The sequence below is a fragment of the Chryseobacterium sp. CH21 genome (assembly GCF_004119445.1).
Classification (GTDB): Bacteria; Bacteroidota; Bacteroidia; order Flavobacteriales; family Weeksellaceae; genus Chryseobacterium.
The window spans coordinates 1-23203 of record NZ_QICI01000103.1; the positions used below are offsets into that span (position 1 = coordinate 1).

Genomic DNA, 23203 nt, shown 5'->3' on the forward strand with positions numbered 1-23203 from the left:
AAAAATAAAATGAGTGTCCTGAATGCGGTAAGAAATAAATTAGTACACAGAATAATGGCTGTCATCAATAGAAAACAGCCATTTTTACAAAAAGAAGAATTTGTGTCAATAAAAAATTCAAATTTCTCTTGTGTATTAACATAGAAATCTTTGCGTTTTCCAACCATATAATTACCACAAACAATCCATATTTAACACGAATCTTCTCCACAAAAATTTTATTCTCAACGAAATAATTTTATTTTTGTTAGATCATGGAAACCAAGTCACCGTTTTTAGACACGATCTTTTTGCTTCGTAAGGAAGAATGTATTACTCTTTTTTCAAGCTTACAGAAAATTTCCCCTCAGGAAGAGGCGGAAGCAGGAGATTATTTTGAAACAGAATTCGAAAAAGAACGGCTTGAGTTTTTGTCAGACCAATTACCCTGTAACAAAGAAGCTGCGGTATGGGCTGCCAAAGTTCTGTATCACAGTGCACAGCTTTATCTCATTAGAGAAAATACAGAAAAAAATATTGAAAATCTTATTCCCGGATTCAAAGGAAGTCGGGATATTTCTTCTATCTTATCTGCGGATTTATCACTGAGATTTTTACCACAGGTAATCGTTGCTCTAAATAGTGTTGATCCCGAAGATCCACTGATTGCCATACTTGAGAATATTCTGACACAGTTTCATTATTCCGGAATTGGGTATGATCTTGATCTGAAGAATGTGAACTGGAAGGAAGAACTGAAAGACAATACGTACCGGAAACTCTATCTGGAAAGAATTGTAGAAAAAAGAGATTATAAACTGGCGGAAATTCCGTTTATTAATAAACTGCTAACTGCCGAATTCGGAATGTATAAAGACGCATTCTGGAGAGAACTAAAAACTATAACCGAAGAAAACAATGAAAATGTATGAGAAAGTATTTGAATTTTTAACCGATCCAAGAAAAGAAACATTCCTTAAATGTCGTGATTTGGTAATCAATGATCCTGAATATGATCCCTATTCTGAAGATATTGAAAATATGCAGGATTTACTCAATGAAGGAAAATTTGAAGAGGTTATACAATATGTCAATGTTAATATTCTCCTAAGCCCAAGAGCTCATATCTATAAATATTTTGCTTACAAAGAGCTGGGTGATGAAAAAGGAAGGAGTATTGAAATGACCATAGCACAGCTTATTTTTGAATGTCTTGAAAAGACAGGTGCTGGAACCAAAGATTCTCCCTATATCATTACAAGAATTTCTGATGAAAGAGATTTGGTTAGGCAGCATCTTAATAAACAGGATGTTTCACAAAGTCTGGTTAAGGATGGAGATAAGATTATGGATGCACTCACACTGGATGATGGAACGCAGCTATATTTCGATATCAAAGATCCTTATCAGAGACTCGCTTTTTCATTCAGTAAAAGAAATGAACAGGCAGAAAATAATGCAGAAGAGAAACCCCAGAAGAAAAAGTGGTGGAAATTTTAATTTTTTAAATCAATGAACCAGAATATAAATCAGCTTAATACAGTCCTTAACTACGTAAAAGATACTTTTGTAGGTAAAAATGATGTCGTAGATCTGTTGGGAATATGCCTTTTGGCAAGAGAAAATGCCTTTTTATACGGACCTCCGGGAACGGCAAAATCAGCAATTGTCAGAACGCTGGCAAAAACAGTGAAAGACGGCAAAAATTTTGAATATCTGTTGACCCGTTTTACAGAACCGAATGAGATTTTCGGACCTTTTGATATCAGAAAACTGAAAGAAGGTGAGCTTTTGACCAATACAGAAGGAATGATGCCCGAAGCTTCAATGGTTTTCCTTGATGAGATCTTCAATGCCAATTCTGCTATTTTGAACTCACTTTTGACAGCGCTCAACGAAAAAATCTTTAAAAGAGGAAAGGAAACAAAACACCTACCATCACTGATGTTTGTAGGAGCGAGTAACGTTCTTCCGGAAGATGAAGCTTTGAATGCTTTATTTGACCGTTTTTGGTAAGAATTAATGTAGATTATGTCAATCCGGAACTCTTACAACAGGTACTTTTAGCCGGAAGAAAGCTGGAAAACGAAGAAGAAACCGAAGTTCCGGAAATTCATGCGGATGAGATCAGACAATTACAAAATTTGTGTAGAACAATAGATCTTAAACCCATTTATGAAGTCTATCTGAATACCATTATGAGTCTGCGAAATACAGGAATTGCCATTTCAGACCGTAGAGCGGTTAAACTTCAGAACCTGATTGCTGCAAGCGCTCTGATCTGCGGAAGAAAAGAAGCTGTACTTTCCGACCTCTGGGTTTTGAAACATATCTGGGATACAGAAGAACAGATCGAAATTCTGGAGGGAATTATCAACAGGACGATTGAAAAAGACGATCACCCCGATTCCCATCCACAAGCGATGCAGAATAAAACCCCCAATCCCGAAGAAGTCATGAAAGACGTAAAAATTCTTGTGGAAAAATGGAATGGAGGAACATTGAGTTTCGAAGAACAAAATGTAATAAAAGATAAACTGAGATATCTGCAGACTCGTTGTGACTGGATCAGAAATCCGGAACAGAAGCAGTATATCCAGCAAGAAATTGAAAGCTTATGGCAGAAGATTCTTCAAAGCGTTTAAAAGAATTCTGGGCGGAAATTCCCCGTGCTGATGAAGATTTTCTGGGCTCAATCAGAGACTGGAAAAACATTCATATTGCTGTAGATGATGACACGATCTGGCTGAAAGGTTTTACCGATGAACAGGCAGCTGCTTCTGAAATACAACAATTGCCGGATTTTATTTTATATGAACTTCGTGATGGACTTTTATTCAGGAAAGATTCTTTGGTTCCCAGTAAAAAAATGCGAACAGCATTGCTTTGGATTCCGATTGACAAAGCGTTGCAGCTTAGTCTTCCTCCTTCCAACCAAAATTATTTTGGAATTCATGAACAGGTTCAGATACAACTGAAAGAAAGTAATGAAGAACAGCCGGTAATTGCTTTACTCAGTAATATTGCTGATATTAAGGAAACTATCATAGCATTGCCCAAATTTAAACTTGAAAAAATAAAATGGACATTGCTGGGAGATAAAGCGCTGTTTGTTGGAGTTCCACTGCTAAGCTTTCCCGGAAAGACCTATTGGACCAAAGACAGACATTTACTGCCCGCAGGTCTGGATTTTGAATTTAAAAATGTAAGTACGCTATTGCAGCAGAAATATAATAAAGAGCCGGAAGACTTACTGTTATGGGACGAAAAAGGAAACAGTCTTTTAATTAAAGAAGCCGATTTCCGTCCATTGTCCGTCAGCTCGTTCCGTCTTACCGAAAAATCAAAAGAATGGAATTAAAGGCTTATTTCCAGTCCTACGAAAATTACTTTTGGGAATGGAAAACAGATGAAGATGTTCCTGGAGATTGCGGTTATCATGACAACAATCTTCTCTCCGTGCCGGAGGTGGGAGCCATTGCTTACAGACCGTATGTAATGGAAATTCTGAACCAGCTTCAGCCCGTGGGATGGCCTCCTTTCGGGGCACTGCTTATGGTTTTATATGCGATGCAGGATGGCTATACAGATTTTGCCGGCCCATTAAGACGTACCGTAGAGTATTACAGTGGAGAAGATTTTGAATTCAATGCCGAAAAAGAAATTGAATTCCTTGAAAAAATAAAAGAACTTCCTAAAACCTATAAACAAAGGCAGAACAGAATTGTGCTGCTTCAGACCATTTTTGGAAACGGACATAACAGATTATCTCCAAGTCTTTCCGATGGCTTCTTAAGATTCTACTATAAAAGACCGCAGGAACTTGCTGTCAGTGCAGAAAAACATGACGACGCTTCATCTGCTTTAAACAAAGATTTAAGCGCTTTGAATCTGAACGAAAAGTTTCCCACTGTACAATCCATCATTGATGCCATGAAAGGTTTGATTCATGAACCTGAATTGGAAGATGAAGTAGTAGAAGAAGAAACAACAGCAGAGACCAGTAAAGATTTTATCAAAGAACTTATTGAAGAACCAAAGACTTTTCAGGTAGGAAGCCTGATCAAAAGAATCTGGAGTGGACTGAAAATCCCGATGCGTCACCTTTCTCCTGGTGAACAACCCATCGGAGGTATTTCTGATATGACCAACAAAGGTGATTTCCACAGAATGCTTCTTTCCGAATTTGCCAATGAAGATGACGTCTTCATGAACCGGGTAGCCAATAATGAGGCGCTTTACATTCAAAGAGAAATCCCACCTGAAGAAAATATTTTTGAAAGAATTATTCTGATTGATACTTCCCTTAGAAACTGGGGGACACCAAAAGTATTAGCCTATGCCTCGGCCATTGCCGTTATCAAACATCCTAAAGCCCATTCAGAATGTAAAGTCTTTGCTTTGGGACAGGCTGGTATTCCTATCGAGCTCAACAAAGTGGAAGAAGTTGTTGAAAACCTTAATCAGGTAAGTCCGGTTTTGGAAGTTTCTGAAGCGCTGGAAAAATTTTTTAATGAACATCATTCGGAAAAGGATATTGAAGTATTCTTCATTACCCATCAGGATAATATGGCTGATGAAAAAATTCAGCGGGTCGTACATCAGAACAGAGATCAGCTGAAATTTTTGGTAACAACGTCTTCAGACGGAGAAATCAATTTTTACAAACATCATAAAGGAGCAAGAAAGCATATCCAGAAAATAAAACTTCCATTGCAGGAGCTGTGGGCCAATCCACCGCAGCAAAAACAAGCCATTCATAACTTCAATGGAAAGAAAACAGATCTGCCACAAAACTATCCGATCTTATTTCCAACACCTGTCAATAAAATCGCTAAGTTTTTATACGAAGGAGAATTTTTTATTCTGAGTTCAAAAAAACAACTATTGAAAACGTATCTGTCTGATAACTATTATGACAGACACTCTTACGATTATTATAAAACCCATCATGGCTGTGAAGTTTTGTTTGATAAAATTTCCATAAAACCCAAAGGACAGTTTGCTCTGGCAAAAAACAGACAGCAGCACTTCATTCTGTGTCAGTATCATCCTGAGCAGAAACTGATCTTAAAACTTAATCTTAATACTGGAGAATATTCTGACCATAATCTTACAGGGATGCATATTCCGGAAGCTTACAGACTGATTTATTTTGGACGGAATTTTTACCTGCATCACCCGGATAACGAGACCTATTATAAAATTAACATTGATGGAAATATTTCTGTAGAACCTATTACCGGGAAAGAAAAAGAATTTGAAAAAAATAATATAAAAGCCGAAGCCGAAGTTGCAAAGCTGAAAGGAAGCGGATTAAAAGTGATCAATAATTTCAATAAAATAGGAATCAACAAATATGAAAACCTCGTTGTTTCCGGGAATGAATTATACAGTGCTTCCGAAAATACGCTGGATTTTTCCAAAAACAAGTATGATATCAGAATTTTTGCAGAGCAGAATAAAAATAAATTTACATTCCCTGACGGAAGTGAAATCATTACCGATTCAAGAGGAATGCTGACCTTCCGAAGCAGTAACAAGAGTATTGAAGAATTCTTTATTCCCTCCACATTGGGCGGTTTCCTCTCGTTGGCTACCTATACGGAATTTGGCGGGTCAGAATATTATCTTCCGGAACATGCATTGTTGAAAGTAAGAACAATGGATGATATGTGCGACAGGTTTTTAAAACCATTTATAGAACAGATTTTGGAGTATGGAGCTTAGAATAAAACCTTTTCCGAAAAATAACTATCCTAAAAAAGGACTTTTAATTAAAGGTTCTTCACCATTGGTATGGCTTCAGGAAATGGAAGTCCTTGGAATCAATTTAGATAAGGTGACATCTTATGCTATTCCGACAAATAGTCCTAATGTGCTGTACGGATGTTTTCTTATTTTTAATGATCATGCTCCACAGGAAATAGGCAGAAACGCTTATTTTCAAAGCGTGGACGACAGGCTTTTCATTCCTGAAAACACAACCTTTTACCCCAAAATAAATCCGGAAGACTGGGCACAGCTTGATTCCCGCTTTCTGATTATGCATCCCGAATTCGGATTGGTAAAACTGTCTGAAGAAATCGACTGGATTTCATTAATTCAGCAACCCGGAACAATAAATGAAAGTATCAGAAAACCTCTTAACGGAGTTTCAATCCCTCAGAAAATTGAAAGCTACACGGTGGAAATGGATGACGAAAAAGTAATGGAAACATTACAGCCAAAACAAACCGAAGAAGAGTGGATGAACAACCTGCCATTTGACTTAAAAAAAGTAATGGCCGGGAATAAAAAAGAAATAGAAAAATATTTAAAATACATAGAAAAATATCCTGAAAGAGCTGTAGAACTAGGTGTTTCTCTCGATGTTATGGGAACTTCCAGAGGAGATGGATTCGGTAAATTTACCTGGCTGGAAGGATTATTTGGCGGAGGTGAAGGAGGGAAAACAGAGAGTGCAGGAACAAGAAATTTCCGTAGAGTATTCTGGGCGCTCATTATTGCAGCTATTGTACTAAGGATTGCATTGCCTTCAGATAAAAATAATTCGGAACAGGAAAAAACAGGCTCTTCCTCAGGGAAAATTGAAAGTAATGCAGTAAAGGCACCTTCAGATATGATTGCTTTTCAGTCCGGAACTTCGGAAATTGATCTGAAGATAGATTCAATGTATCACCAGCAGAGAAAAGGATTATCCAAAGAACTTATTCACGCAGGAATCATAGAATCCAAAACAGAAAAAGACAAAGAGAATTATAAAAAAGGAGGCGGAAGAGATGTAAGTGAAATAGGAAGTGATATTGAAAAGCTTGTGAATAAAGAAAAACAAAGCCGGGATTCTCTTAAAACCATTTACACCAAAAAAATTACAAAACATTTGGAAGAAAAAACAGAGAAGCTACAACGTAAAATTTCAGATTCTCTGAAGCAATACACTAAAGGAAAACCTGTGAATGGGGATGTGGTAAAATATCTTCTGAAAAGAAGAAAAGCATTAATGGCTGATTCTCTAGGAAAATTGTATGGTACGCTGGATATTGTAGACCCTTCTTCTGCATCTATTGATAAAGCAAAAATAAAAGCGATAGCTCCGGAAGGAAGCCCATTAGAGAAAAAGGCTCCGGTTTCCGATATTATGTACATGGTAATCTTGATGATTGCCGGAGTAGGACTGTATTTATTCCTGTTTAAAAATAAATCGTTAAACCTTGGCGGAGACAATGTTCCGGTATGGATAAAGTTTATTTTAATTGCCATCCTTGTAGCCATGTTGTTTTACTTATTTTATCCACTGGTCAAAATGTTTGGGTACAACTGGTTTGTATGGGTTCTGGTAATTTGTGTGATGCTACTTCTTTATCGTCTTTTTAGAGAAGATAAAACCATTTTAAACTCCGATGATGATGAATAGACAGAAATTTATAGACAAATTTATAGCAGCATTCGTGCTGCTAGCCATGTTTAAGGTTGTCGGAATTGTAGCCCAGCTATTCCATGAAAGTTTCTGGAGTGTGATCGGAACCTTAATTATTTTCCTGATTGTAGCCTTTATTATCCTTCTCGTGATCACTTCTTTGAAAGATAAAGAACAAAAAAACAGAAATTCAGCAGGAAGAAAAGGCAGTGGAAGCAGCAATTTCTATCTGGAAAATTCACTTTTTGACAGAATCAGAAGTAAATACGAAGAACTTGCCGAAAAATATATTGCCGAAAAGGACTATAAAAAAGCAGCAAGAGTATACATGAATCTTTTGCAGGATAACTATAGAGGAGCCAAAACACTGGAAAACGGAGGCTTCTACAATGAAGCAGCAGTAGTATATCTTAAAAAACTGAATAATAAATCTGATGCAGCAGTTTGTTACGAAAAAGCAAAACAATACAAAAAAGCCATTGACCTTTACAAAGAAATGGAGCAAAAGGAGAAAGTAGGAGATCTCTATAAAGAAATCAACGATCTTAGAAATGCCCATTACTATTACCAAATGGTTGCTGATGATTATGTAGGCAACAATCAGATGGTAAAAGCTTCATTGGTGTATCGCAAAAAAATGGAAAAAACAGAAGATGCTCAGAAAGCACTGTTGAAAGGATGGGACGAAGATAAAGATGCCTTCAACTGTTTGAATAACTATTTTGCCAATATTTTTGACGTTAAAAAATTAGAATCTGAAATTCTGAATTTGTACGAAAACACGCCAGCCTACAAAAAAATCACTTATTTGGAAGCCATGAAACATGAATTCAAAAAAGATCCGAAGTTACAGGCAGCCACCAGAAATATAGCCTATGAAATCATTGCGGAAAAAGTAAATACCCGTTCTGAAATTGTAAATGAGCTGAAATTTTTTAATCCCAATGATGACGTAATTCTCAAAGACATCTCAAGATTCAAAACAGGAAGAAATAAAATGTTCAGGAATTAAAAACAAAAAATTGGAAAGAAGAATAAATCTCATTAAGCAAAAATAGAATGTTCGCTTCATCAATCAATGTTAATTGATCCCCCTTGGCTCCCTAAAAATAAGAAGCTCCTGAAATTAAAACTTTGCGTTGAAGGTAACATGGCAGTTCTGTTTTGTTCGAAAACGCAAAGTCGCAAAGATTTTATAAATTTTATATATAATTTTTAAGACGCAAGAAAATCGAGGATTTTCAGCTGGTAAAAAAGCATTATACATAAGTATCAGAAACACCTTTTTTATTACCCTTCCTTGTGAAAATGATAAAATAATATCAAAAAAGATTTATCTTTGCACCAGAAAATTATGACAATACAAAGAGCACATATCAATGCAGAACTATTCGAAAGTCCTTCTAATAAAGGATTATTCGGGCGTGATGAGGTGATATGGAATGAGGCGAAATGTGCTGACTTTGGAAATTATTTACTATAAACTTGTAAAAAATTAATCAAAATATAACAGAAACGCCTCGGAAAACCGAGGCGTTTTTTGTTTTTTAGGTCAGAAATTATTTAGAATGAAAAAAAATAACCATAAACATGAAAATTTTTTAATTAACAATGAAACTTTAATACGATAAAATAGAGTGATAAGCAACCCGGTGAGAGACAGTCATTTAGGTAATTAAGATATCCGCAAAATATTGCGGACAGAAATTCTCTATTCTAAAAATAAGATTTAATTAATTGATTATCAATAATTTAATTCAAAAATTTATTTGCAGATTCCAAAAAATCATATTTACTTTGCAACCGAAAATTGAAAGCAACAGGTTTTCAGGATTCAATTAAAAATAATTTAAAAACAAACAAAAATAAAATGAAACAGTTACACAACATATTCAATCGATATTCAAGACTATTCGGACAGGAGCCGACAGGTGTTGCGTGTATTCTTGAAAGTGGAATTGTGGATAAAAGGTGCTTATATACGTGGGTCAGCTAATGATCTCTTACGTTTAAATATATGAAGCGCCTCCCGAAAAGAGGCGCTTTTTTTATGGTTTCTTTAGCTTATTTGGTAAAGCGCCAGTCTGTGGAACTGGAGAACAGGGTTCGATCCCCGGAGATACCCCAAAGAAGAAAATCTCATGGCTCAATTGGATAGAGCGTCGGTTTACGACACCGGAGGTTGAAGGTTCGAGTCCTTCTGAGATTACAAAAAACGTGAATTGTAAAATTAAAATTGACAAGCAAAAAGAATTGATTATTAATTCACAAAACCAAAACAATCTCATAGCTCAAATGGTTAGAGCGCCGGTCTTTTAAACCGGGGGTTGAAAGTTCAAATCTTTCTGGGATTACAAAAGCGGTTCCGTAGCTCAACCGGATAGAGCATGGGTTTTCTAAACCCAGGGTTAGAGGTTCGAATCCTCTCGGAATCACAAAAAGGTTCATGGAAACTTTCCCATCCGGCTGTCTCCCGGAAAAGAAACAGAAGTGAACCCCAAAGCTGGAAAGATAACGGTGGTTGTTTACCCGTCTTGGACGCGGGAGGTCGCAAGTTCGAATCTTGCTTTCCAGACAATTTGTTCCATTAGCATAGTGGTAAGTGCATTCGGCTTTCTACCGAACGACAAGGGTTCGATCCCCTTATGGAATACCAATGATTTCGTAGCTCAAGTGGTTAGAGTGTCGGTCTGATACACCGAAGGTTGAAGGTTCGAGTCCTTCCGGAATTACAATGATTTTGTAGCTCAATGGCAGAGCACCGGTCTGTTAAACCGGAAGTTGAAAGTTCGAGTCTTTCCAGAATCGCAGGTAACTAATTGTTAATTGTTTCAGGAGAAAAAGTAAAAGTGTGTCGAGAGCAGAAGATCTTTACACCAAACGCAAGAAATACAGACAGACTTTTCTTCTCTCCGGATAAATTAGGAATTGAATAGTGATCATTTATAAATTTTTAGGTAAAAATAAAGTTTGTCAAGCGCAGAAGTTCTTCAAACAAATTGAGACAGACTTTATTTTTTTAATCTGATGGTTCGCCGAAGTGGAAGAGTCGGGGCGGTCTGCAAAACCGTTGTGTCAACTGAGTGGGTTTGAATCCCATAACCATCTCAATGTAAAAACTATAGGAGATATAAGAATCTTTTATCATCTATAGCAAAGAATATCCTTTATTAATAAAAGAAAAAGGCTGTCGAGCGCAGAAGATCTTTAGTTAAACATTCAATATAAAGACAGACCTTTTCTTTTTTTGAAAGGAAAAAATTGAGGAGTTACTCATTGCTAATTGCTCATAAAATCCGGAAGTACGCCGAAGTTGGAGAGTCGGGGCAGACTGTAAATCTGTTGCTTCACTGCTGAGTAGGTTCGAATCCTACTACTTCCACCAACCACTGATAATGTAATGGCAGCATGCAGGAAATGTACTCTTGTTGTTTAGGTTCGATTCCTGGTCAGTGGCTCAATGCTCTATTCGTCTAACGGTGAGGACGCCTGCCTTTCGAGCAGAAAACAAGGGTTCGATTCCCTTATAGAGTACTGGATGTGAATAGCTGGTCAATATTGAATTGATATTAATACCATGAAAGTTCAGATTTTTTTAAAAATTGGCCAGTTACCATTCACACAAAAAAATGAAGAAAAGAGAAAAAAGGACTGTCGAGCGCAGAAGATCTTTAGTCAATAAAAACAGACAGCCTTTTACTTTTTTAAAATACAATACAATTAGGACATGAGAAAGGTTTGTCAGGCGCAGAAGATCTTTACAAACACTAACAGGCATAGTTTATCAATAGACAGAGCTTTCTCAAACCTAGATATCATATGAGTAATAAGCAATGAGTAATAATGAAAATAGAAAATATTACTAATTACCAATTACTCATTACTTATAAAAAGCCTGCGGGAATGGTGGAATGGTAGACACTCTTGATTTAGGATCAAGCTTTTGGGGGTTCGAATCCCTCTTTCCGTACCAAAATATAAATGATAAGAGATCAATGATTAATGATGGCTGAGCAATTCATCAATCATCAATCATCATTATCAATTATAATCGGAAGAGTGGTGTAGAAGGTCTGCACGTTAGTCTGAAAAACTAAAGGTACAGGTTCAATTCCTGTCTGTTCCGCAAAAATATGAATGATAAGAGATCAATGATAAATGATGGCTGAGTAATTCATCAATTATCAAGCATCATTTATCAATCATCATTAAAACTGATTCATAGTGTAATAGGCAGCACACAAGATTTTGATTCTTGGAGTTTAGGTTCGAGTCCTAATGAATTAACAACATTTACTCTGATAGTGTAATGGCAGCATCTCAGTCTCCAAAACTGATGGTACTGGTTCGAGTCCGGTTCGGAGTGCTAAAAATGAATGGTCAATAGTGAATTTGCTTTGCAAATGAATCTTTAAAAATTGACCGTAAAACGAATTGACAATTCACAAATTAATTTAAAAACAAAATTTAAAACATGTAGAAAAAATGGAAACGCAACAACAAACATGGCAGAATATGAATGGAAAAATTTTCCAACATTCTATCACACAGCTGGTAGAAGAAGCCATCATTCGCGAACAGGCCAACGGACACCGTCTGAAAGTATGTGTGGGATCAGATTCCCATGTATACGGAGATGCCATTAGCTATGCTACGGCAGTAGTATTTATTCGTGAGGGAAAAGGAGCGTTTACCTTTATCAGAAAAGAAAGAGAAATACAGAGTATCAGTATCAAGGAGCGCATGCTGAATGAAGTCAACAAATCCGTTGAAATTGCATACGCTATCTGCTCTGTGTTGGATACTTATGGTGTGGAAATGGAGGTACACGCAGACATTAATACCGACCCGGATTTTAAATCCAACGTAGCATTAAAAGATGCCATGGGATATATTCTGGGAATGGGATATGTGTTCAAAGCTAAACCTTATGCTTTCGCAAGTTCCAATTGTGCTGATATGATGGTGTAATAAAATTGGAAGAGGAAAGTAGGGAGATGGAAGTTAAAAAAACATAAAAATTAAATCATGGATAAAACAAAAAGATTATTATTTCTGGATGATATAAGATACCCGATTGAGGCTTATCATTATACCAAACAGGATATGTTCCTCAGAAACGATTGGCATATTGTTCGTAATTACGAGCAATTTGTTAACAGGATTTTGGAAAAAGGACTTCCGGAAATGATCTCTTTTGACCATGATTTGGCAGACGAACACTATTTGAAACAGGATTCTCAGGAATTTGTTGAAAAAACAGGATACGACTGTGCTAAATGGCTGATAGAATATTGTATGGACAATTATCTGGATCTTCCAAAATTCTATTGTCACTCTATGAATCCGGTAGGAAAGGAAAATATCTTAAGCCTGCTGCAAAATTTTGAAAAATTGTAATGGACATTTTTAGATTTATCGAAGATATAAAGACACATCTGAAACTCACATTTGACGAAGTGGATGGATGGTTTGAAAAAGATAGTAAAACGTTGAATCATCAGCCTTCAAACGGAGGCTGGACGATTCAGCAGATTTTAGAGCATATTTATCTTACCAATTTTTATCTGCTGATCCTTATTGATAAAGGTTCCAAAAAAGCAATGAAGAATTCTTTAGATCTTGATTTGCAATCTGAAATTAAAAACTACAGTTTCAACAAAGAAAATTTTGACAAAATAGGGGAGTACGGTGCCTTTGAATGGATAAGACCAGAACATATGGAGCCGAAAGGAGAATTAAGCTTAGATGAAGTCAGAAGCTTAATAAACCAACAATATCTTCAATGCTTACACTATCTTGAAGTAATGAAAAATGGGGAAGGTCTTTTGTATAAAACTACAATGACTGTGAATGCACTGGGGAAGATTAATGTATATGAATATATTTATTTCCTTTCACTTCATGCCCAAAGACACATTACTCAGATGAAAAAAAACGAGTCAGAAACGATTAAAAACTAAAACAAAATGATTTTCAAAACATATAATACTATAGAAAATGCTTACCAGGCCCGCGTGATCGAACAGATCAGGATGCAGGGTTTTGGGGATGAGGTTTTCATTGTACAGGAAAAAGTTCACGGAGCTAATTTCTCTTTCTTTACCGACGGAAAGGAAATTAAAATCGCGAAGAGAACTGCTTTCATCGAAAAAGATGAGAAATTTTTCAATGCCCACCAGATTTTGGAACGTTACAGAAAAAATGTAATAGAAGTGTTTCAAAAAGTAAAAAATATTCATCCGGATGTTGAAACTGTAGTGATCTACGGTGAATTGTTCGGTGGTGGATATAAACATAAAGAAGTAGAACCTGTAAAAGATGCTGTGAAAGTACAAAAAGGTATTGAATATGCACCTTACAACGAATTTTATGCTTTCGATATTAAACTGAATGGAATTACCTATTTAGATACAGAAGTGGTCAATCATATTTTTGAAGAGACCGGATTTTTCTATGCTAAGATTTTGTTTCAGGGAAGTCTTGAAGAAGTTTTGAAATTCCCTAATGTCTTCAATTCACAAATTCCGGCTTGGCTTGGATTACCTCAACTGGAGGATAATATGTGTGAAGGTACCATCGTAAAAACCTTAAAAACAAGATATTTCGGAAACGGAGCCAGAATCATTCTGAAAAATAAGAATGAAAAATGGGTAGAAAAGTCCAAAATGGTTAAAAAGGAAGCTAAAACTGTTCAAAAACAGGTACATTTCAGTGAAAAAGCTCAGGAGATCTGGGAGGAAATCCAAAAATATGCTACCGTCAACAGATTGAACAATGTGGTGAGCAAAATCGGCGAATTTGAACCTAAAATAATAGGTAAGGTCATTGGTCTTTTTTCACAGGATATTCTGGAGGATTTCCAAAAAGACTTCCCGGCAGCTTTCGCTGGCATTGAAAAAGAAGAGCAGAAAAGGATCAATAAAAAATTGAATTCTTTAGTAATTGATTTTATAAAAGAAGAGTTGATGACTCTTAAAGTATAGTTTCGGTAAATTTTTACCGAAACTTTTTTATGTATAAACTTAGCCGTAAAAACCATTTTGGAAAATCTTTGATTTTCATTAAGCAGTTAGCTTGTCATTCCGTTAGGAATCTCAACAACCAAAAATGGAAAAATGAAATTTAGATTCTTTCAGAATGAAAAATGTTTATGGTTTAAAAAAGGAAAAAACTATGTTGCAGGCAGAAATAAAAAGTCTTTTAAAAGAAGACATCAGTATATTAATTAAAGTTCCAAATTCAGGAAAGCATTATTTGTGTGATTGCGGAGAGGCAAGTTTGCTGACCGTGAAAGAAATACAGTCCGTATCGGCAGTATTCATCAGTCATACCCACATTGATCACTTCTCAAATTTTGATGGAATTTTCAGACATCAGATTGGAAGTGGAGAAAAAGTAGTGATTTGCGGGCCGAAAAATATCCATCTACAGGTTGAAGCAAGATTAAAATCTTACACATGGAATTTGATTGATGAAAAAGCCATCGAATATGAAATCCGTGAGATTATTTCAAAAGAAGAAATTAATGTTTACACCCTTCGTCCGCCACAATGGAATCTGGAATTGATCAACACTCAGAATTTCCTGTTTGAAGATGAGCATGTCAGCGTTGATTTCGCTATTCTGGATCACAAAACAGATTCTATTGCTTATTTGTTTAAAGAAAAAGACACGGTAAGCTTCAGTGAAAACGCTTCAGATTTCAAAAAAGGAAAGTGGATTGGTGAGCTAAAGACTGCATTTGAAAATAATGATACAGAGAAAGAGATTGAAATCGAAGGAAATGTTTACAAAGCAGCAGATCTGTTCCACTTATTAACACTTAATGAAGGTTACAAATTAGGTGTTATCATGGATCATGCAGTAGCCGAGGACAATTATGATAAAATAAAAACGGTTTTTGGAGGAGCAGATTTGGTGTACATTGAAACATTCTACAAAGACTCTGATCAGGAATTTGCAAAGATCAATTATCACAGTTTTGCTTCAGCATCAGGAGAAATCATGAATGAGTGTGAGGTAAAAGAAGCCATTCCTATTCACTTTTCGAGAAGATACACGGAAAGCGATCAGGAAGAAATTGAAACCGCTTTTTATAAAGCGTTTCGCAAGAATTAATTTAAAATATTTATTAAACAAAAACTATAAAATTCATAGAGTAATAATGTATGCAGTTGTCATTCTGACGAAGGAAGAATCTATCTAAAGCACTAAAGATTCTTCATTCCACTTCGTTTCATTCAGAATGACAGTAGGAGTTTTGTAGTTAAAAAAACAATTAAAAAATGAAACCCAATATATTTTTTACAGCAGACCATCATTTTGGTCACGAGAATATTATCAAGTTTTCAGAGAGGCCCTTTGAATCACTGGATCATATGAATGAAGAACTCATTAAAAGATGGAACGAAAAAGTTGAGCCTGGTGATACAGTCTACCATTAGGAGACATGAGTTTAGGTAAACCGGATTTTACCAAAGAGATTTTGGATCGCTTACATGGTAATATCCATCTGATCAAAGGCAATCATGAAGGAGCGGCTCTCACTTATCCCAAACGATTTGCTTCCATCAGAGATTACCACGAACTGAGAATTGATGAAGCAGATCAAAGTAATGGTAAACAAAAAATCATTCTTTTCCATTACGCCATGCGTACCTGGAATGGCTCACATCGCGGAGTCTGGCAATTATACGGCCATTCACACGGAACGTTGCCGGATGATGAAATGGCACTCAGTTTTGATGTTGGGGTAGACTGCCACAATTTTTATCCGGTTTCCTACGAGGAAGTCAAAGAAACAATGAAAAGGAAAAAGTGGACCCCTCCATTTGCTCCAAGAAATTAACAATTAACAATGGAAAGGAAGCTGAAAGGTAGGATAAGTAGAAACCTAACCAACTTCTAACCTCTAGCTTCTAATTTCTAAAAAAATCATGAAAACAACCAATGAAATCATAATTATCGATCTGGAAGCTACCTGTTGGGAAAACGACAGAATTCCCATCGGGCAGCAGGTCGATATTATAGAAATAGGAATTTGCAAATTAAACTTATTAACAAAAGCAATTTCCCAGAAACAAAGCATTTATGTAATTCCGGAACGGTCAGAAATCAACAGATTTTGTACAGAACTGACAGGAATTACTCCGCAACTGATAGAAGAAAAAGGAATCTATTTCGAAGAAGCCTGTGAAATAATCAGAGATCAATACCATTCCGCACCGCTTACATGGGCAGGATATGGAAACTTCGATGGAGAGCAGATCAGAGAACAATGTGATTGGCTCGGGATAACCAATCCTTTTTCAAAAAACTATATGAATGTGATGCATGAATTCAAAAGACATTTCAATTTGCACAAACAAATAGGACTTAAAAGAGCCCTGAGCTACCTGAATATGGATTTTGAAGGCACTCATCACAGTGGAGCAGATGATGCTTATAATACAGCCAGAATTTTAAGTGAAATTCTGTAAATAGTCAATAGGCTGGAAGAATGAGGCTGGAGGCTGGAAGTAAATTACACGCTGTAAAACTTCCTTCTTCCCACATCCATCTTCCAACCTTTAATAATTAAAATTTAAACAAGTGAAAACAACAGAAAATATATTAATAGTAGACCTCGAAGCAACGTGCTGGGATAACCGGCCACCCAGAGGCCAGGAAAGCGAGATTATCGAAATCGGGGTGTGCATCATGAATGCAAAAACCGGTAAAATCTCCAAAAATGAAGGGATTTTAATCAAACCTCAATATTCAAAAGTGAGTCCGTTCTGTACGGAGTTGACTACTCTTACCCAAAATATGCTGGATCATGAAGGTATCATGCTGGATGATGCTTTTGATATCCTGAGAGCAGAATATGATTCGGAAGAACTGACATGGGCAAGCTATGGAAATTATGACCTGAATATGCTTCAGGATCAGGCAAGGAGATTCTATACAGATTATCCTATGAGTGATGATCATATTAATGTGAAGACATTATTTGGTGAAATTCATCCTACCATCAGGAAAAGTGTCGGGATGAACAGAGCGTTGGGTGAATTGGGTATGACTTTAGAAGGTACCCACCACAGAGGTGTAGATGATGCTAAAAACATTGCAAAGATTCTGCATTGGTGCCTGAAGAATTACTAAATATCAGGTAATATAAACAGATATAATGAAGACTGACTCATCATTTGAGTCAGTCTTTTTTATTTTGATAAATCAGATATCCTGTCACCAATAAAACTGTAAAGTTCAAAAGGGATAGAATGTCCCATACCCTCTATCAAGACCCATTCAGCACCGGGAATAGAATCAGCAATGTTTTTGCCACAATCAGAATGAAAGATCAGGTCATCCGTTCCGTGAATGATTAAAGCCGGAACAGTTATTTTTTTCAGAAGGCCAGGGTCATACTGAAAAGAGCCCATTGCTAAAAGCTGTCGGATGACTCCATTTTTTGTTTTGGAACGTGTGAGTTCCTCTTCAAGCAAAACCTTTTCCTGATTCAAATCAAAAACATATCCCGAACCCCATATTTTCTTTGCAAAACGGATCTTTTCTCTTAGATATTCTGCTTTATGAAGAACAGGATCTGCAGATACTTGTGTCATCATAGCCATCACTTCTGGATCCGGCTTGGGAAGTGAAGGATTCAAAGAAGTTGACATGATGATCGTCAATGATAAAACTCTTTCAGGATAATAGGAACCTAAAAGCTGTGCAATAATTCCTCCCATGGAACGCCCTGCTATATGAGCTTTTTTGATATCTAAATGATCAAGCAGACCAATCACATCATTCGCCATATCCATCAGCGAATAAGGAATTCCTTCTTTGCTGAGTGTAGCGAAAATTTCTTTAATACCTTTATCAGAAGGGATTTCTCTTTTTGTATTAAAAACAGAACTCCCGGAATCTCTGTTATCAAAACGGATCACTCTGAACCCTTTTTCAACCAGAAGCTCACAGAATGCAATATCCCAACGAATCATCTGACTTCCTAATCCAGGAATTAATACGATGTTTTTTTGATGACCATCTCCGAAAATTTCATAACATAGATCTACGTCTTTTATACGGATAATTTTTGTCATGATGAATATAATTCTATGCTCTTTTCTGATAGTACAGTCTGCTCAGCCTTTTGTATTTCCTTACGATAATTGATATATTCATTCTTCTGATCCGGAACAATCATGACAAACTCAAAAGTAAAAAAGTCACTTCCAGATTCTGTCCATTCTTTTTGTAACTGGGAATTGTTAAATAACCCGCTATCTAAAAGGAATCTCATCTTATTCACCAGGGCTTCCAGATTTAAAGAAGCCTGGATATATTGTTTTCCGTTTAATGTATTGGTAACAGCAAGAACTCCCATCGTTGTTTTGTGCTCTTTTGCTTTTTCTCTCAGTTGTTTCTTTAATGCATTTTTCATGTTTTCATTATTGTATATTTCCTCCTAAATCAAATAAAAGCTCGTTGATCATTTTTAAAGACTTACCCTTTTTAGAAGAGAGAATTTCTTTCGTAATATGCTCAGCACTTAACTTAGCTTCTTCAAATATCTTTTTTCCGCTAGGGGTGATGACCACATAGCTGACACGGGCGTCCCTTTCATTGGCTTCTCTGGATATCAGTCCGATTTTCTCCAATGGGTTTAATAATCGGGTTACTCCCGATGCTGTAAGACCTATTTTTTCTGCAAGGTCTATTCTTCGCATCTTGTTTTCCGAGGAAGAACTGAGGACGTAAAGAATAACAAAGTCATTGAATCCCAGCCCATGAACACTTAGAGAATCAAATTTTCTGGCAATTACAGATTGCAGTTTATTAATGTTGATTAAAAATAATAATTCAGTGCTTATCATTGAAAAGTATTTGAGTTGTAAAGTATTTTTATTTTGCAAATATATAAAATTTAGTGAATTACAATCTTATTTTATGTATTTTAAAAAAAAATTAACGTATCGGTACAGTAATCTAATGTTATAGTACAGCATTATAATTTCTAAAATTAAGACACCGCATTGTGTGTAAATATTAAAGTACAGGGCTTCTATCCGCTTTTTTATCAATATATCTTTAAACAGGGAATTGTTTTTATGGTACCAGAAGTGGTGATAATGCTTGTTTCATTACTTAATATTTTGTTAAAAAATTCACTTTAATGGGATAATTTACTGTCTGTCAGTCATTTTTTTTTATTTTAGCCGACAAGAATAAATTTATGTTTGTTGATGAAGGTTTTGAGGTAATATATTTAAACTATAAAATAAAGAAAACAGTTCCTTATATTAAAAATCTTACACCAAAAGATAATAAAGAAGAGATTGGTCTTAAAAAAATAGAGCTGCAATATAACTTCTGTATTGGCTTCTTTAGTTTGCCGTAAAATAAGAATTGATTACAAAGGTAAATCAGTCAGTGATTGGTTATCAGATTATTTTGTTGATGAATTATTTGAAAATTGCCTCCCTCAAAATGCTTCTTTTTTGAACAATTTATTCAATTCTTGTGATAGTGTTTATTATATGGGCTTGATTAAAATTTTATTTTGGAGATCTTATTTTTCAGGTCCTTTTCTTGAAAATGTAAATGGCGGAATTTTGTTAAGTTCTGTATATCAGTGTTTTTATGATGTGTGTGTTACATTTTCGGCGGCCATTATGAAGTTGAAATTGCCTTCTTGGTGGTGGTGTAAATTGTTCCTGTCTGCGGGACTGTTTAATAATTATAAAACCCTTTATGGTACGGCTTTTGAAGGCTTATTACATAAGGCGGTTTCGGATGATTTGAAGGCAAATGTACAGGCAATAATAATTGATAAAAATATCAATTTAGAATGGTCACCTGTAATGAGATTGAGAGACAGGATTTTAAAACTTATTGATTTGATTACCAGATATCCTGCCATTTTTGAAAAACTGCTGATCCCCATTCTTTCAGCTGTTGAGAAGTCAGTCTTTACTGCAAAAAAGCTTCCTGAGCTTTGCTATAAACTGTAAAGAAGAAACTTATAAAAACCGGACAAAGCTAATATCAGACCGTCTGAAGAATGGAAAAAATGAATAACCTGAAACAAATTTATACATCAAATTAGAAGCACATGAAAGAAAGACTTTATGAGATCCTTAATGAGGAAAAAATACATGAGATTATCCCCTTTCTAAAAGAGCTTACCATTGAAGAAAGGAAAACACTGGTGCCATCTATAAAGAAAATGGATCGGGAGATCAGTAAAATTGTAATGACTAAAAATTCCTACCATACGGCAGGATCTGTGAATCAGCATTCCATTATTGATATTGCTTCATTTGTCTGTATGGACAAAAAGAATTTCGGTAAAAATTACTGGAGCCTTTTCCGTAATATAGAACAAACTGAACAGATACTGGAGTGGGGATGTCCGGATTGGTTTTCAGACTTTATCAATGAATCTGTAGAAGCTGAATTTACAGCATTTAATTATAGAGATATTTTAGGATGGACAGAAAAGGGGTACGTACAGCCTAAACCAGAATTACTGGGGCATCACTTGAGCAATCATCCGGCTGATCTGGATTGGCATCCTGAAACACTCAATACCCATTTTTGGTATCTATGTGAATATCCCTCCAAATCTTTACCTTTCCGTAAAGAATGGTTTCCTATTGTTCAAAAGCTGATCACAGAGAAAAAAATTGAAAGAAAAAGATTTCTGAGAGAATGTCTTCTGGCTTCCAACAGAAACTTTAATAAAAATGTGACCGGCTGGTTTATGGATGCATTTACATCATTAAAACCAACAGAAGAAGAATTATCTGATCTCCAGGATGAATTGCTTGCTGGGCTGGCTTCTTCACAGTCAAAAGCGGTGAATATAATATTGTCACATTTGAAAAAAATAGTAGGAACTTCTGAATTTAAAAATGACGAATTTTCCCACTATCTTCCGAATTTGCTGAGCTCGGAGGTAAAAACAGTAGTGATTTCCAGTTTAGTGCTTACCGAAAAAATATTTCAGAGAAAGAAAATGGATCCCGAAATGCTGGGAATGGCCTTAAGTTCAGCATTTGTAAGCAAAGATGATGGCATACAGTCAAAAGCGGCAAAGATCATCCTTAAGTATATTCCGGCTTCGGAAAATATGATAGAGGCACTTTCTCATTATTCAGATAATATACTAACCAATGTACGTCCTCTTCTGGTAAAATATATTGAAGAAAAACAATCGGAACTGGAACCGATAGCTTCACAACAAGTTTTTCTGACAACAGATGAAAATGCAATACAGGTACTTCAAAGTTTTGAAGATCTGATGTTCTATCTTCCTTTGGCAATGGATGATCCGTATAGCTATCACTGCGATATTGCTTTAACCGGATTTGTCAAGTTTGCAGGAGATGTAGATGCAGAATCTGTAAAACTGATGGAACCCGTATTTTTGAAAGCCTGTAAAACCATAGCGAAATGGGAAGTACCCTATCTGAATGTTTTACTTTGCAACGCTATTATCAACTACGGTTTGGCTTTACTGGAAAAATACCCGATTCAGCTTAAGAATCTTGAAAAAATATACCAGAAAACCAAAGAAGAAGAAGCCTCCAGAGAATCTTATTCAACGTATCAGAAAAAACTAGGTCCCATAGAAGAGGTTGGAGCAGATTGTCCTGCGAGACAAGCATTTAAGGAAATTGCAATATATGCTCTTGAAAAAATAAACTCCGGAGATAAAATTCCTTTATTATTCCCAATCACCCATGCACCATGCTGGATTTCCCCTGTTACTTTGGTGGAGAGGCTGGAAAGTTATCAGAATAATAATGAAGAACCCCATCATCTGGATATTCAGTTGGCGTTGCAGCGTTGTGCGTTAGATGATACAGCAAAAGCTATAGTGGAAGTTGAGAAAAGATTGAAAGGTGAATACAAAGAATTGTTACTTTTCTTCTTTGGCAAAAATGAAAAACCAGAAGGTGAATTTATACATCCCTCATGGTGGATGACAGCCGGAATTACCCGCTCACCTGAGACCATTTTTGAAGAATTCAGAAGCTTTGGGTATGATAATATTCCAGTGGAATTCTTTTCAGGAGCATACCAATGGAAAACCATTGATAATAAAAAAAATTCATACTATCCTGTAGAACTGAATATTGTCATTCCGGAATATTATCTTGAAAAAAGAAAAGATCCTTTATTCATGGAATATTTTGTTGCCGAGCAAAAGGAACTGAACGAAATTCCAGCTCTCTTGCTTTGTTTTCCTAATACTCCTGCCAATGCGTTGGCAAAAGTGATCAAATATTGCCTTTTCTATTCCGGAATTGCAGAAGTGTTTGAAAGAAGCCTTGTACTGAATACTGCAAACGCACTTTATCAGATCAAAAAACCTCTGGACGAAATCGGTTATCTGTTTTTAGGAACTATTTTCCTGGATAGTGATAAGACCATCCGTGGAACAGCAGCTGAAATATGGATTGAACATGTTTCCGGACAGATGATGGATAATGCATGGCTGGGAAGAGTGATCGGTCTGCACGAAAAACTGGAGTGGGCTCCCGTTAAAAGATTAACAGATCTTATGCAGCATCATATGCTGAATGTAAGTAAAAATCATAATATTGCTTTAGAAGAATTGATTTCCAATATCCTGCTTCAAATGGAGGCACCAGTTACCAATCTGAAAAAAATTCTGGAAATCTACCATGAAGTACTGGCCCTGAATCATTCAACAGCTCATAAAGAAATAATAGAAAAATTAAACAACTGGAAAGAAAACTCAAGTCTGAAAAAAATCTGCAATCTTCTTCTGAAAAAATAAAT

The 23203-nt window shown here is 35.9% G+C and carries 23 protein-coding genes, 14 tRNA genes and 1 pseudogene; 35 read left to right on the forward strand and 3 right to left on the reverse strand.

Translation table 11 applies throughout. From position 1 onward, the window contains the following. The first annotated feature begins 254 nt into the window (after window positions 1-254). From BOQ62_RS21105 to BOQ62_RS21245, 32 genes and pseudogenes are all read left to right on the forward strand, one after another. Window positions 255-911 carry a hypothetical protein gene (locus BOQ62_RS21105; RefSeq protein WP_164976818.1) on the forward strand — a complete coding sequence of 219 codons (657 nt, stop codon included), beginning with the start codon at window positions 255-257 and terminating at the stop codon, window positions 909-911. Then, window positions 904-1479 carry a DUF4919 domain-containing protein gene (locus tag BOQ62_RS21110; RefSeq protein ID WP_164976819.1) on the forward strand — a complete coding sequence of 192 codons (576 nt, stop codon included), beginning with the start codon at window positions 904-906 and terminating at the stop codon, window positions 1477-1479. The genes BOQ62_RS21105 and BOQ62_RS21110 overlap by 8 nt, the downstream gene beginning before the upstream one ends. A 12-nt stretch (window positions 1480-1491) precedes the next feature. After that, a pseudogene (locus BOQ62_RS23715) lies at window positions 1492-2060 on the forward strand (AAA family ATPase); the annotation flags it as partial. A 117-nt stretch (window positions 2061-2177) separates the two neighbouring features. Continuing rightward, window positions 2178-2624: a hypothetical protein gene (locus tag BOQ62_RS23720; protein WP_228414449.1), complete on the forward strand. Its 447-nt coding sequence runs from the start codon at window positions 2178-2180 to the stop codon at window positions 2622-2624. Then, window positions 2597-3340, forward strand: coding sequence for a hypothetical protein (locus tag BOQ62_RS21120; RefSeq protein ID WP_129042325.1), 744 nt, complete (start codon window positions 2597-2599; stop codon window positions 3338-3340). Before BOQ62_RS23720 ends, BOQ62_RS21120 begins: the two co-directional genes overlap by 28 nt. Next, window positions 3331-5709, forward strand: a complete 2379-nt coding sequence (locus BOQ62_RS21125) for a hypothetical protein (RefSeq protein WP_129042326.1) — start codon at window positions 3331-3333, stop codon at window positions 5707-5709. The genes BOQ62_RS21120 and BOQ62_RS21125 overlap by 10 nt, the downstream gene beginning before the upstream one ends. Further along, on the forward strand, window positions 5699-7396 hold the full coding sequence (locus BOQ62_RS21130; RefSeq protein WP_129042327.1) for an APC family permease: 1698 nt from the start codon (window positions 5699-5701) through the stop codon (window positions 7394-7396). Before BOQ62_RS21125 ends, BOQ62_RS21130 begins: the two co-directional genes overlap by 11 nt. After that, on the forward strand, window positions 7389-8411 hold the full coding sequence (locus BOQ62_RS21135; protein ID WP_129042328.1) for a hypothetical protein: 1023 nt from the start codon (window positions 7389-7391) through the stop codon (window positions 8409-8411). The genes BOQ62_RS21130 and BOQ62_RS21135 overlap by 8 nt, the downstream gene beginning before the upstream one ends. 342 nt (window positions 8412-8753) lie before the next feature. Next, window positions 8754-8882 (forward strand): penicillin-binding protein, encoded by a 129-nt coding sequence (locus BOQ62_RS21140; protein ID WP_164976820.1) that lies wholly within the window; start codon window positions 8754-8756, stop codon window positions 8880-8882. 569 nt (window positions 8883-9451) lie between these two features. Further along, a tRNA-His gene (locus tag BOQ62_RS21145) sits at window positions 9452-9524 on the forward strand. A 10-nt stretch (window positions 9525-9534) separates the two neighbouring features. Then, window positions 9535-9608 (forward strand) — tRNA-Arg (locus tag BOQ62_RS21150). A 71-nt stretch (window positions 9609-9679) separates the two neighbouring features. Next, window positions 9680-9753, forward strand: a tRNA-Lys gene (locus BOQ62_RS21155). Window positions 9754-9760: 7 nt separating this feature from the next. Further along, window positions 9761-9834, forward strand: a tRNA-Arg gene (locus BOQ62_RS21160). A gap of 68 nt (window positions 9835-9902) precedes the next feature. Continuing rightward, a tRNA-Pro gene (locus BOQ62_RS22660) sits at window positions 9903-9974 on the forward strand. A gap of 6 nt (window positions 9975-9980) precedes the next feature. After that, window positions 9981-10055 (forward strand) — tRNA-Glu (locus BOQ62_RS21165). A gap of 2 nt (window positions 10056-10057) precedes the next feature. Further along, window positions 10058-10131: transfer RNA gene (locus tag BOQ62_RS21170), tRNA-Ile, on the forward strand. A 4-nt stretch (window positions 10132-10135) separates the two neighbouring features. Next, window positions 10136-10207: transfer RNA gene (locus BOQ62_RS21175), tRNA-Asn, on the forward strand. 218 nt (window positions 10208-10425) lie between these two features. Next, window positions 10426-10507: transfer RNA gene (locus BOQ62_RS22665), tRNA-Cys, on the forward strand. Between the two features lie 190 nt (window positions 10508-10697). Next, window positions 10698-10784 (forward strand) — tRNA-Tyr (locus BOQ62_RS21180). A 77-nt stretch (window positions 10785-10861) separates the two neighbouring features. After that, window positions 10862-10933 (forward strand) — tRNA-Glu (locus BOQ62_RS21185). Between the two features lie 363 nt (window positions 10934-11296). Beyond that, window positions 11297-11372: transfer RNA gene (locus BOQ62_RS21190), tRNA-Leu, on the forward strand. Window positions 11373-11452: 80 nt separating this feature from the next. Continuing rightward, a tRNA-Phe gene (locus BOQ62_RS21195) sits at window positions 11453-11525 on the forward strand. 169 nt (window positions 11526-11694) lie between these two features. After that, window positions 11695-11765: transfer RNA gene (locus BOQ62_RS21205), tRNA-Trp, on the forward strand. Window positions 11766-11884: 119 nt separating this feature from the next. Continuing rightward, window positions 11885-12370 carry a ribonuclease H-like YkuK family protein gene (locus BOQ62_RS21210; protein ID WP_105703864.1) on the forward strand — a complete coding sequence of 162 codons (486 nt, stop codon included), beginning with the start codon at window positions 11885-11887 and terminating at the stop codon, window positions 12368-12370. Between the two features lie 57 nt (window positions 12371-12427). Beyond that, window positions 12428-12799 (forward strand): cyclic-phosphate processing receiver domain-containing protein, encoded by a 372-nt coding sequence (locus tag BOQ62_RS21215; RefSeq protein ID WP_129042329.1) that lies wholly within the window; start codon window positions 12428-12430, stop codon window positions 12797-12799. Next, window positions 12799-13362, forward strand: coding sequence for a DinB family protein (locus tag BOQ62_RS21220; protein WP_129042330.1), 564 nt, complete (start codon window positions 12799-12801; stop codon window positions 13360-13362). The genes BOQ62_RS21215 and BOQ62_RS21220 overlap by 1 nt, the downstream gene beginning before the upstream one ends. A 6-nt stretch (window positions 13363-13368) precedes the next feature. Beyond that, window positions 13369-14385, forward strand: a complete 1017-nt coding sequence (locus BOQ62_RS21225; RefSeq protein WP_129042331.1) for an RNA ligase, Rnl2 family — start codon at window positions 13369-13371, stop codon at window positions 14383-14385. A gap of 154 nt (window positions 14386-14539) precedes the next feature. Continuing rightward, window positions 14540-15520: a peptidase gene (locus BOQ62_RS21230; RefSeq protein ID WP_228414439.1), complete on the forward strand. Its 981-nt coding sequence runs from the start codon at window positions 14540-14542 to the stop codon at window positions 15518-15520. A gap of 167 nt (window positions 15521-15687) precedes the next feature. Next, the gene (locus BOQ62_RS23725) at window positions 15688-15846 is read left to right on the forward strand and encodes a hypothetical protein (RefSeq protein ID WP_228414441.1); all 159 of its coding nucleotides are present in this window, start codon (window positions 15688-15690) and stop codon (window positions 15844-15846) included. Between the two features lie 5 nt (window positions 15847-15851). After that, a complete protein-coding gene (locus BOQ62_RS21235) occupies window positions 15852-16250 on the forward strand; it encodes a phosphoesterase (protein WP_228414443.1) in 399 nt (132 codons plus the stop codon). An 88-nt stretch (window positions 16251-16338) separates the two neighbouring features. Continuing rightward, window positions 16339-16881 carry a 3'-5' exonuclease gene (locus BOQ62_RS21240; protein WP_129042332.1) on the forward strand — a complete coding sequence of 181 codons (543 nt, stop codon included), beginning with the start codon at window positions 16339-16341 and terminating at the stop codon, window positions 16879-16881. Between the two features lie 112 nt (window positions 16882-16993). Continuing rightward, on the forward strand, window positions 16994-17545 hold the full coding sequence (locus BOQ62_RS21245) for a 3'-5' exonuclease (protein ID WP_129042333.1): 552 nt from the start codon (window positions 16994-16996) through the stop codon (window positions 17543-17545). Window positions 17546-17604: 59 nt separating this feature from the next. On the opposite strand, the gene BOQ62_RS21250 is transcribed toward BOQ62_RS21245, so the two are convergent. Genes BOQ62_RS21250 through BOQ62_RS21260 form a run of 3 tightly spaced genes read right to left on the reverse strand, consistent with a single transcriptional unit; the run spans window position 17605 to window position 19266 of the window. After that, window positions 17605-18492: an alpha/beta fold hydrolase gene (locus tag BOQ62_RS21250; RefSeq protein WP_129042334.1), complete on the reverse strand. Its 888-nt coding sequence runs from the start codon at window positions 18490-18492 to the stop codon at window positions 17605-17607. Next, window positions 18489-18833, reverse strand: coding sequence for a GIY-YIG nuclease family protein (locus tag BOQ62_RS21255; RefSeq protein ID WP_129042335.1), 345 nt, complete (start codon window positions 18831-18833; stop codon window positions 18489-18491). Before BOQ62_RS21255 ends, BOQ62_RS21250 begins: the two co-directional genes overlap by 4 nt. A 7-nt stretch (window positions 18834-18840) precedes the next feature. Then, window positions 18841-19266 (reverse strand): MarR family winged helix-turn-helix transcriptional regulator, encoded by a 426-nt coding sequence (locus tag BOQ62_RS21260; RefSeq protein WP_129042336.1) that lies wholly within the window; start codon window positions 19264-19266, stop codon window positions 18841-18843. Between the two features lie 359 nt (window positions 19267-19625). Here BOQ62_RS21260 and BOQ62_RS22670 point away from each other — a divergent pair, with 359 nt between their 5' ends. From BOQ62_RS22670 to BOQ62_RS21270, 3 genes are all read left to right on the forward strand, one after another. After that, complete coding sequence (locus tag BOQ62_RS22670; protein ID WP_164976821.1) at window positions 19626-19790, forward strand: hypothetical protein; 165 nt, start codon at window positions 19626-19628, stop codon at window positions 19788-19790. Window positions 19791-19890: 100 nt separating this feature from the next. Next, the gene (locus BOQ62_RS21265) at window positions 19891-20403 is read left to right on the forward strand and encodes a hypothetical protein (protein WP_129042337.1); all 513 of its coding nucleotides are present in this window, start codon (window positions 19891-19893) and stop codon (window positions 20401-20403) included. Between the two features lie 101 nt (window positions 20404-20504). After that, entirely contained in the window at window positions 20505-23201 is a 2697-nt protein-coding gene (locus tag BOQ62_RS21270; RefSeq protein ID WP_129042338.1) for a DUF6493 family protein, read from the forward strand. Window positions 23202-23203 lie beyond the last annotated feature (2 nt).

Coding starts and splice junctions, on each gene's coding strand:
- BOQ62_RS21105 (WP_164976818.1), top strand. CDS start 255: ATGGAAACCAAGTCACCGTTTTTAGACACGATCTTTTTGCTTCGTAAG.
- BOQ62_RS23720 (WP_228414449.1), top strand. CDS start 2,178: ATGAGTCTGCGAAATACAGGAATTGCCATTTCAGACCGTAGAGCGGTT.
- BOQ62_RS21130 (WP_129042327.1), top strand. CDS start 5,699: ATGGAGCTTAGAATAAAACCTTTTCCGAAAAATAACTATCCTAAAAAA.
- BOQ62_RS21240 (WP_129042332.1), top strand. CDS start 16,339: ATGAAAACAACCAATGAAATCATAATTATCGATCTGGAAGCTACCTGT.
- BOQ62_RS21125 (WP_129042326.1), top strand. CDS start 3,331: ATGGAATTAAAGGCTTATTTCCAGTCCTACGAAAATTACTTTTGGGAA.
- BOQ62_RS21270 (WP_129042338.1), top strand. CDS start 20,505: ATGAAAGAAAGACTTTATGAGATCCTTAATGAGGAAAAAATACATGAG.
- BOQ62_RS21220 (WP_129042330.1), top strand. CDS start 12,799: ATGGACATTTTTAGATTTATCGAAGATATAAAGACACATCTGAAACTC.
- BOQ62_RS21250 (WP_129042334.1), bottom strand. CDS start 18,492: ATGACAAAAATTATCCGTATAAAAGACGTAGATCTATGTTATGAAATT.
- BOQ62_RS22670 (WP_164976821.1), top strand. CDS start 19,626: ATGTTTGTTGATGAAGGTTTTGAGGTAATATATTTAAACTATAAAATA.
- BOQ62_RS21230 (WP_228414439.1), top strand. CDS start 14,540: ATGAAAAATGTTTATGGTTTAAAAAAGGAAAAAACTATGTTGCAGGCA.
- BOQ62_RS21215 (WP_129042329.1), top strand. CDS start 12,428: ATGGATAAAACAAAAAGATTATTATTTCTGGATGATATAAGATACCCG.
- BOQ62_RS21140 (WP_164976820.1), top strand. CDS start 8,754: ATGACAATACAAAGAGCACATATCAATGCAGAACTATTCGAAAGTCCT.
- BOQ62_RS21120 (WP_129042325.1), top strand. CDS start 2,597: ATGGCAGAAGATTCTTCAAAGCGTTTAAAAGAATTCTGGGCGGAAATT.
- BOQ62_RS21210 (WP_105703864.1), top strand. CDS start 11,885: ATGGAAACGCAACAACAAACATGGCAGAATATGAATGGAAAAATTTTC.
- BOQ62_RS21235 (WP_228414443.1), top strand. CDS start 15,852: ATGAGTTTAGGTAAACCGGATTTTACCAAAGAGATTTTGGATCGCTTA.
- BOQ62_RS21260 (WP_129042336.1), bottom strand. CDS start 19,266: ATGATAAGCACTGAATTATTATTTTTAATCAACATTAATAAACTGCAA.
- BOQ62_RS23725 (WP_228414441.1), top strand. CDS start 15,688: ATGAAACCCAATATATTTTTTACAGCAGACCATCATTTTGGTCACGAG.
- BOQ62_RS21135 (WP_129042328.1), top strand. CDS start 7,389: ATGAATAGACAGAAATTTATAGACAAATTTATAGCAGCATTCGTGCTG.
- BOQ62_RS21225 (WP_129042331.1), top strand. CDS start 13,369: ATGATTTTCAAAACATATAATACTATAGAAAATGCTTACCAGGCCCGC.
- BOQ62_RS21110 (WP_164976819.1), top strand. CDS start 904: ATGTATGAGAAAGTATTTGAATTTTTAACCGATCCAAGAAAAGAAACA.
- BOQ62_RS21255 (WP_129042335.1), bottom strand. CDS start 18,833: ATGAAAAATGCATTAAAGAAACAACTGAGAGAAAAAGCAAAAGAGCAC.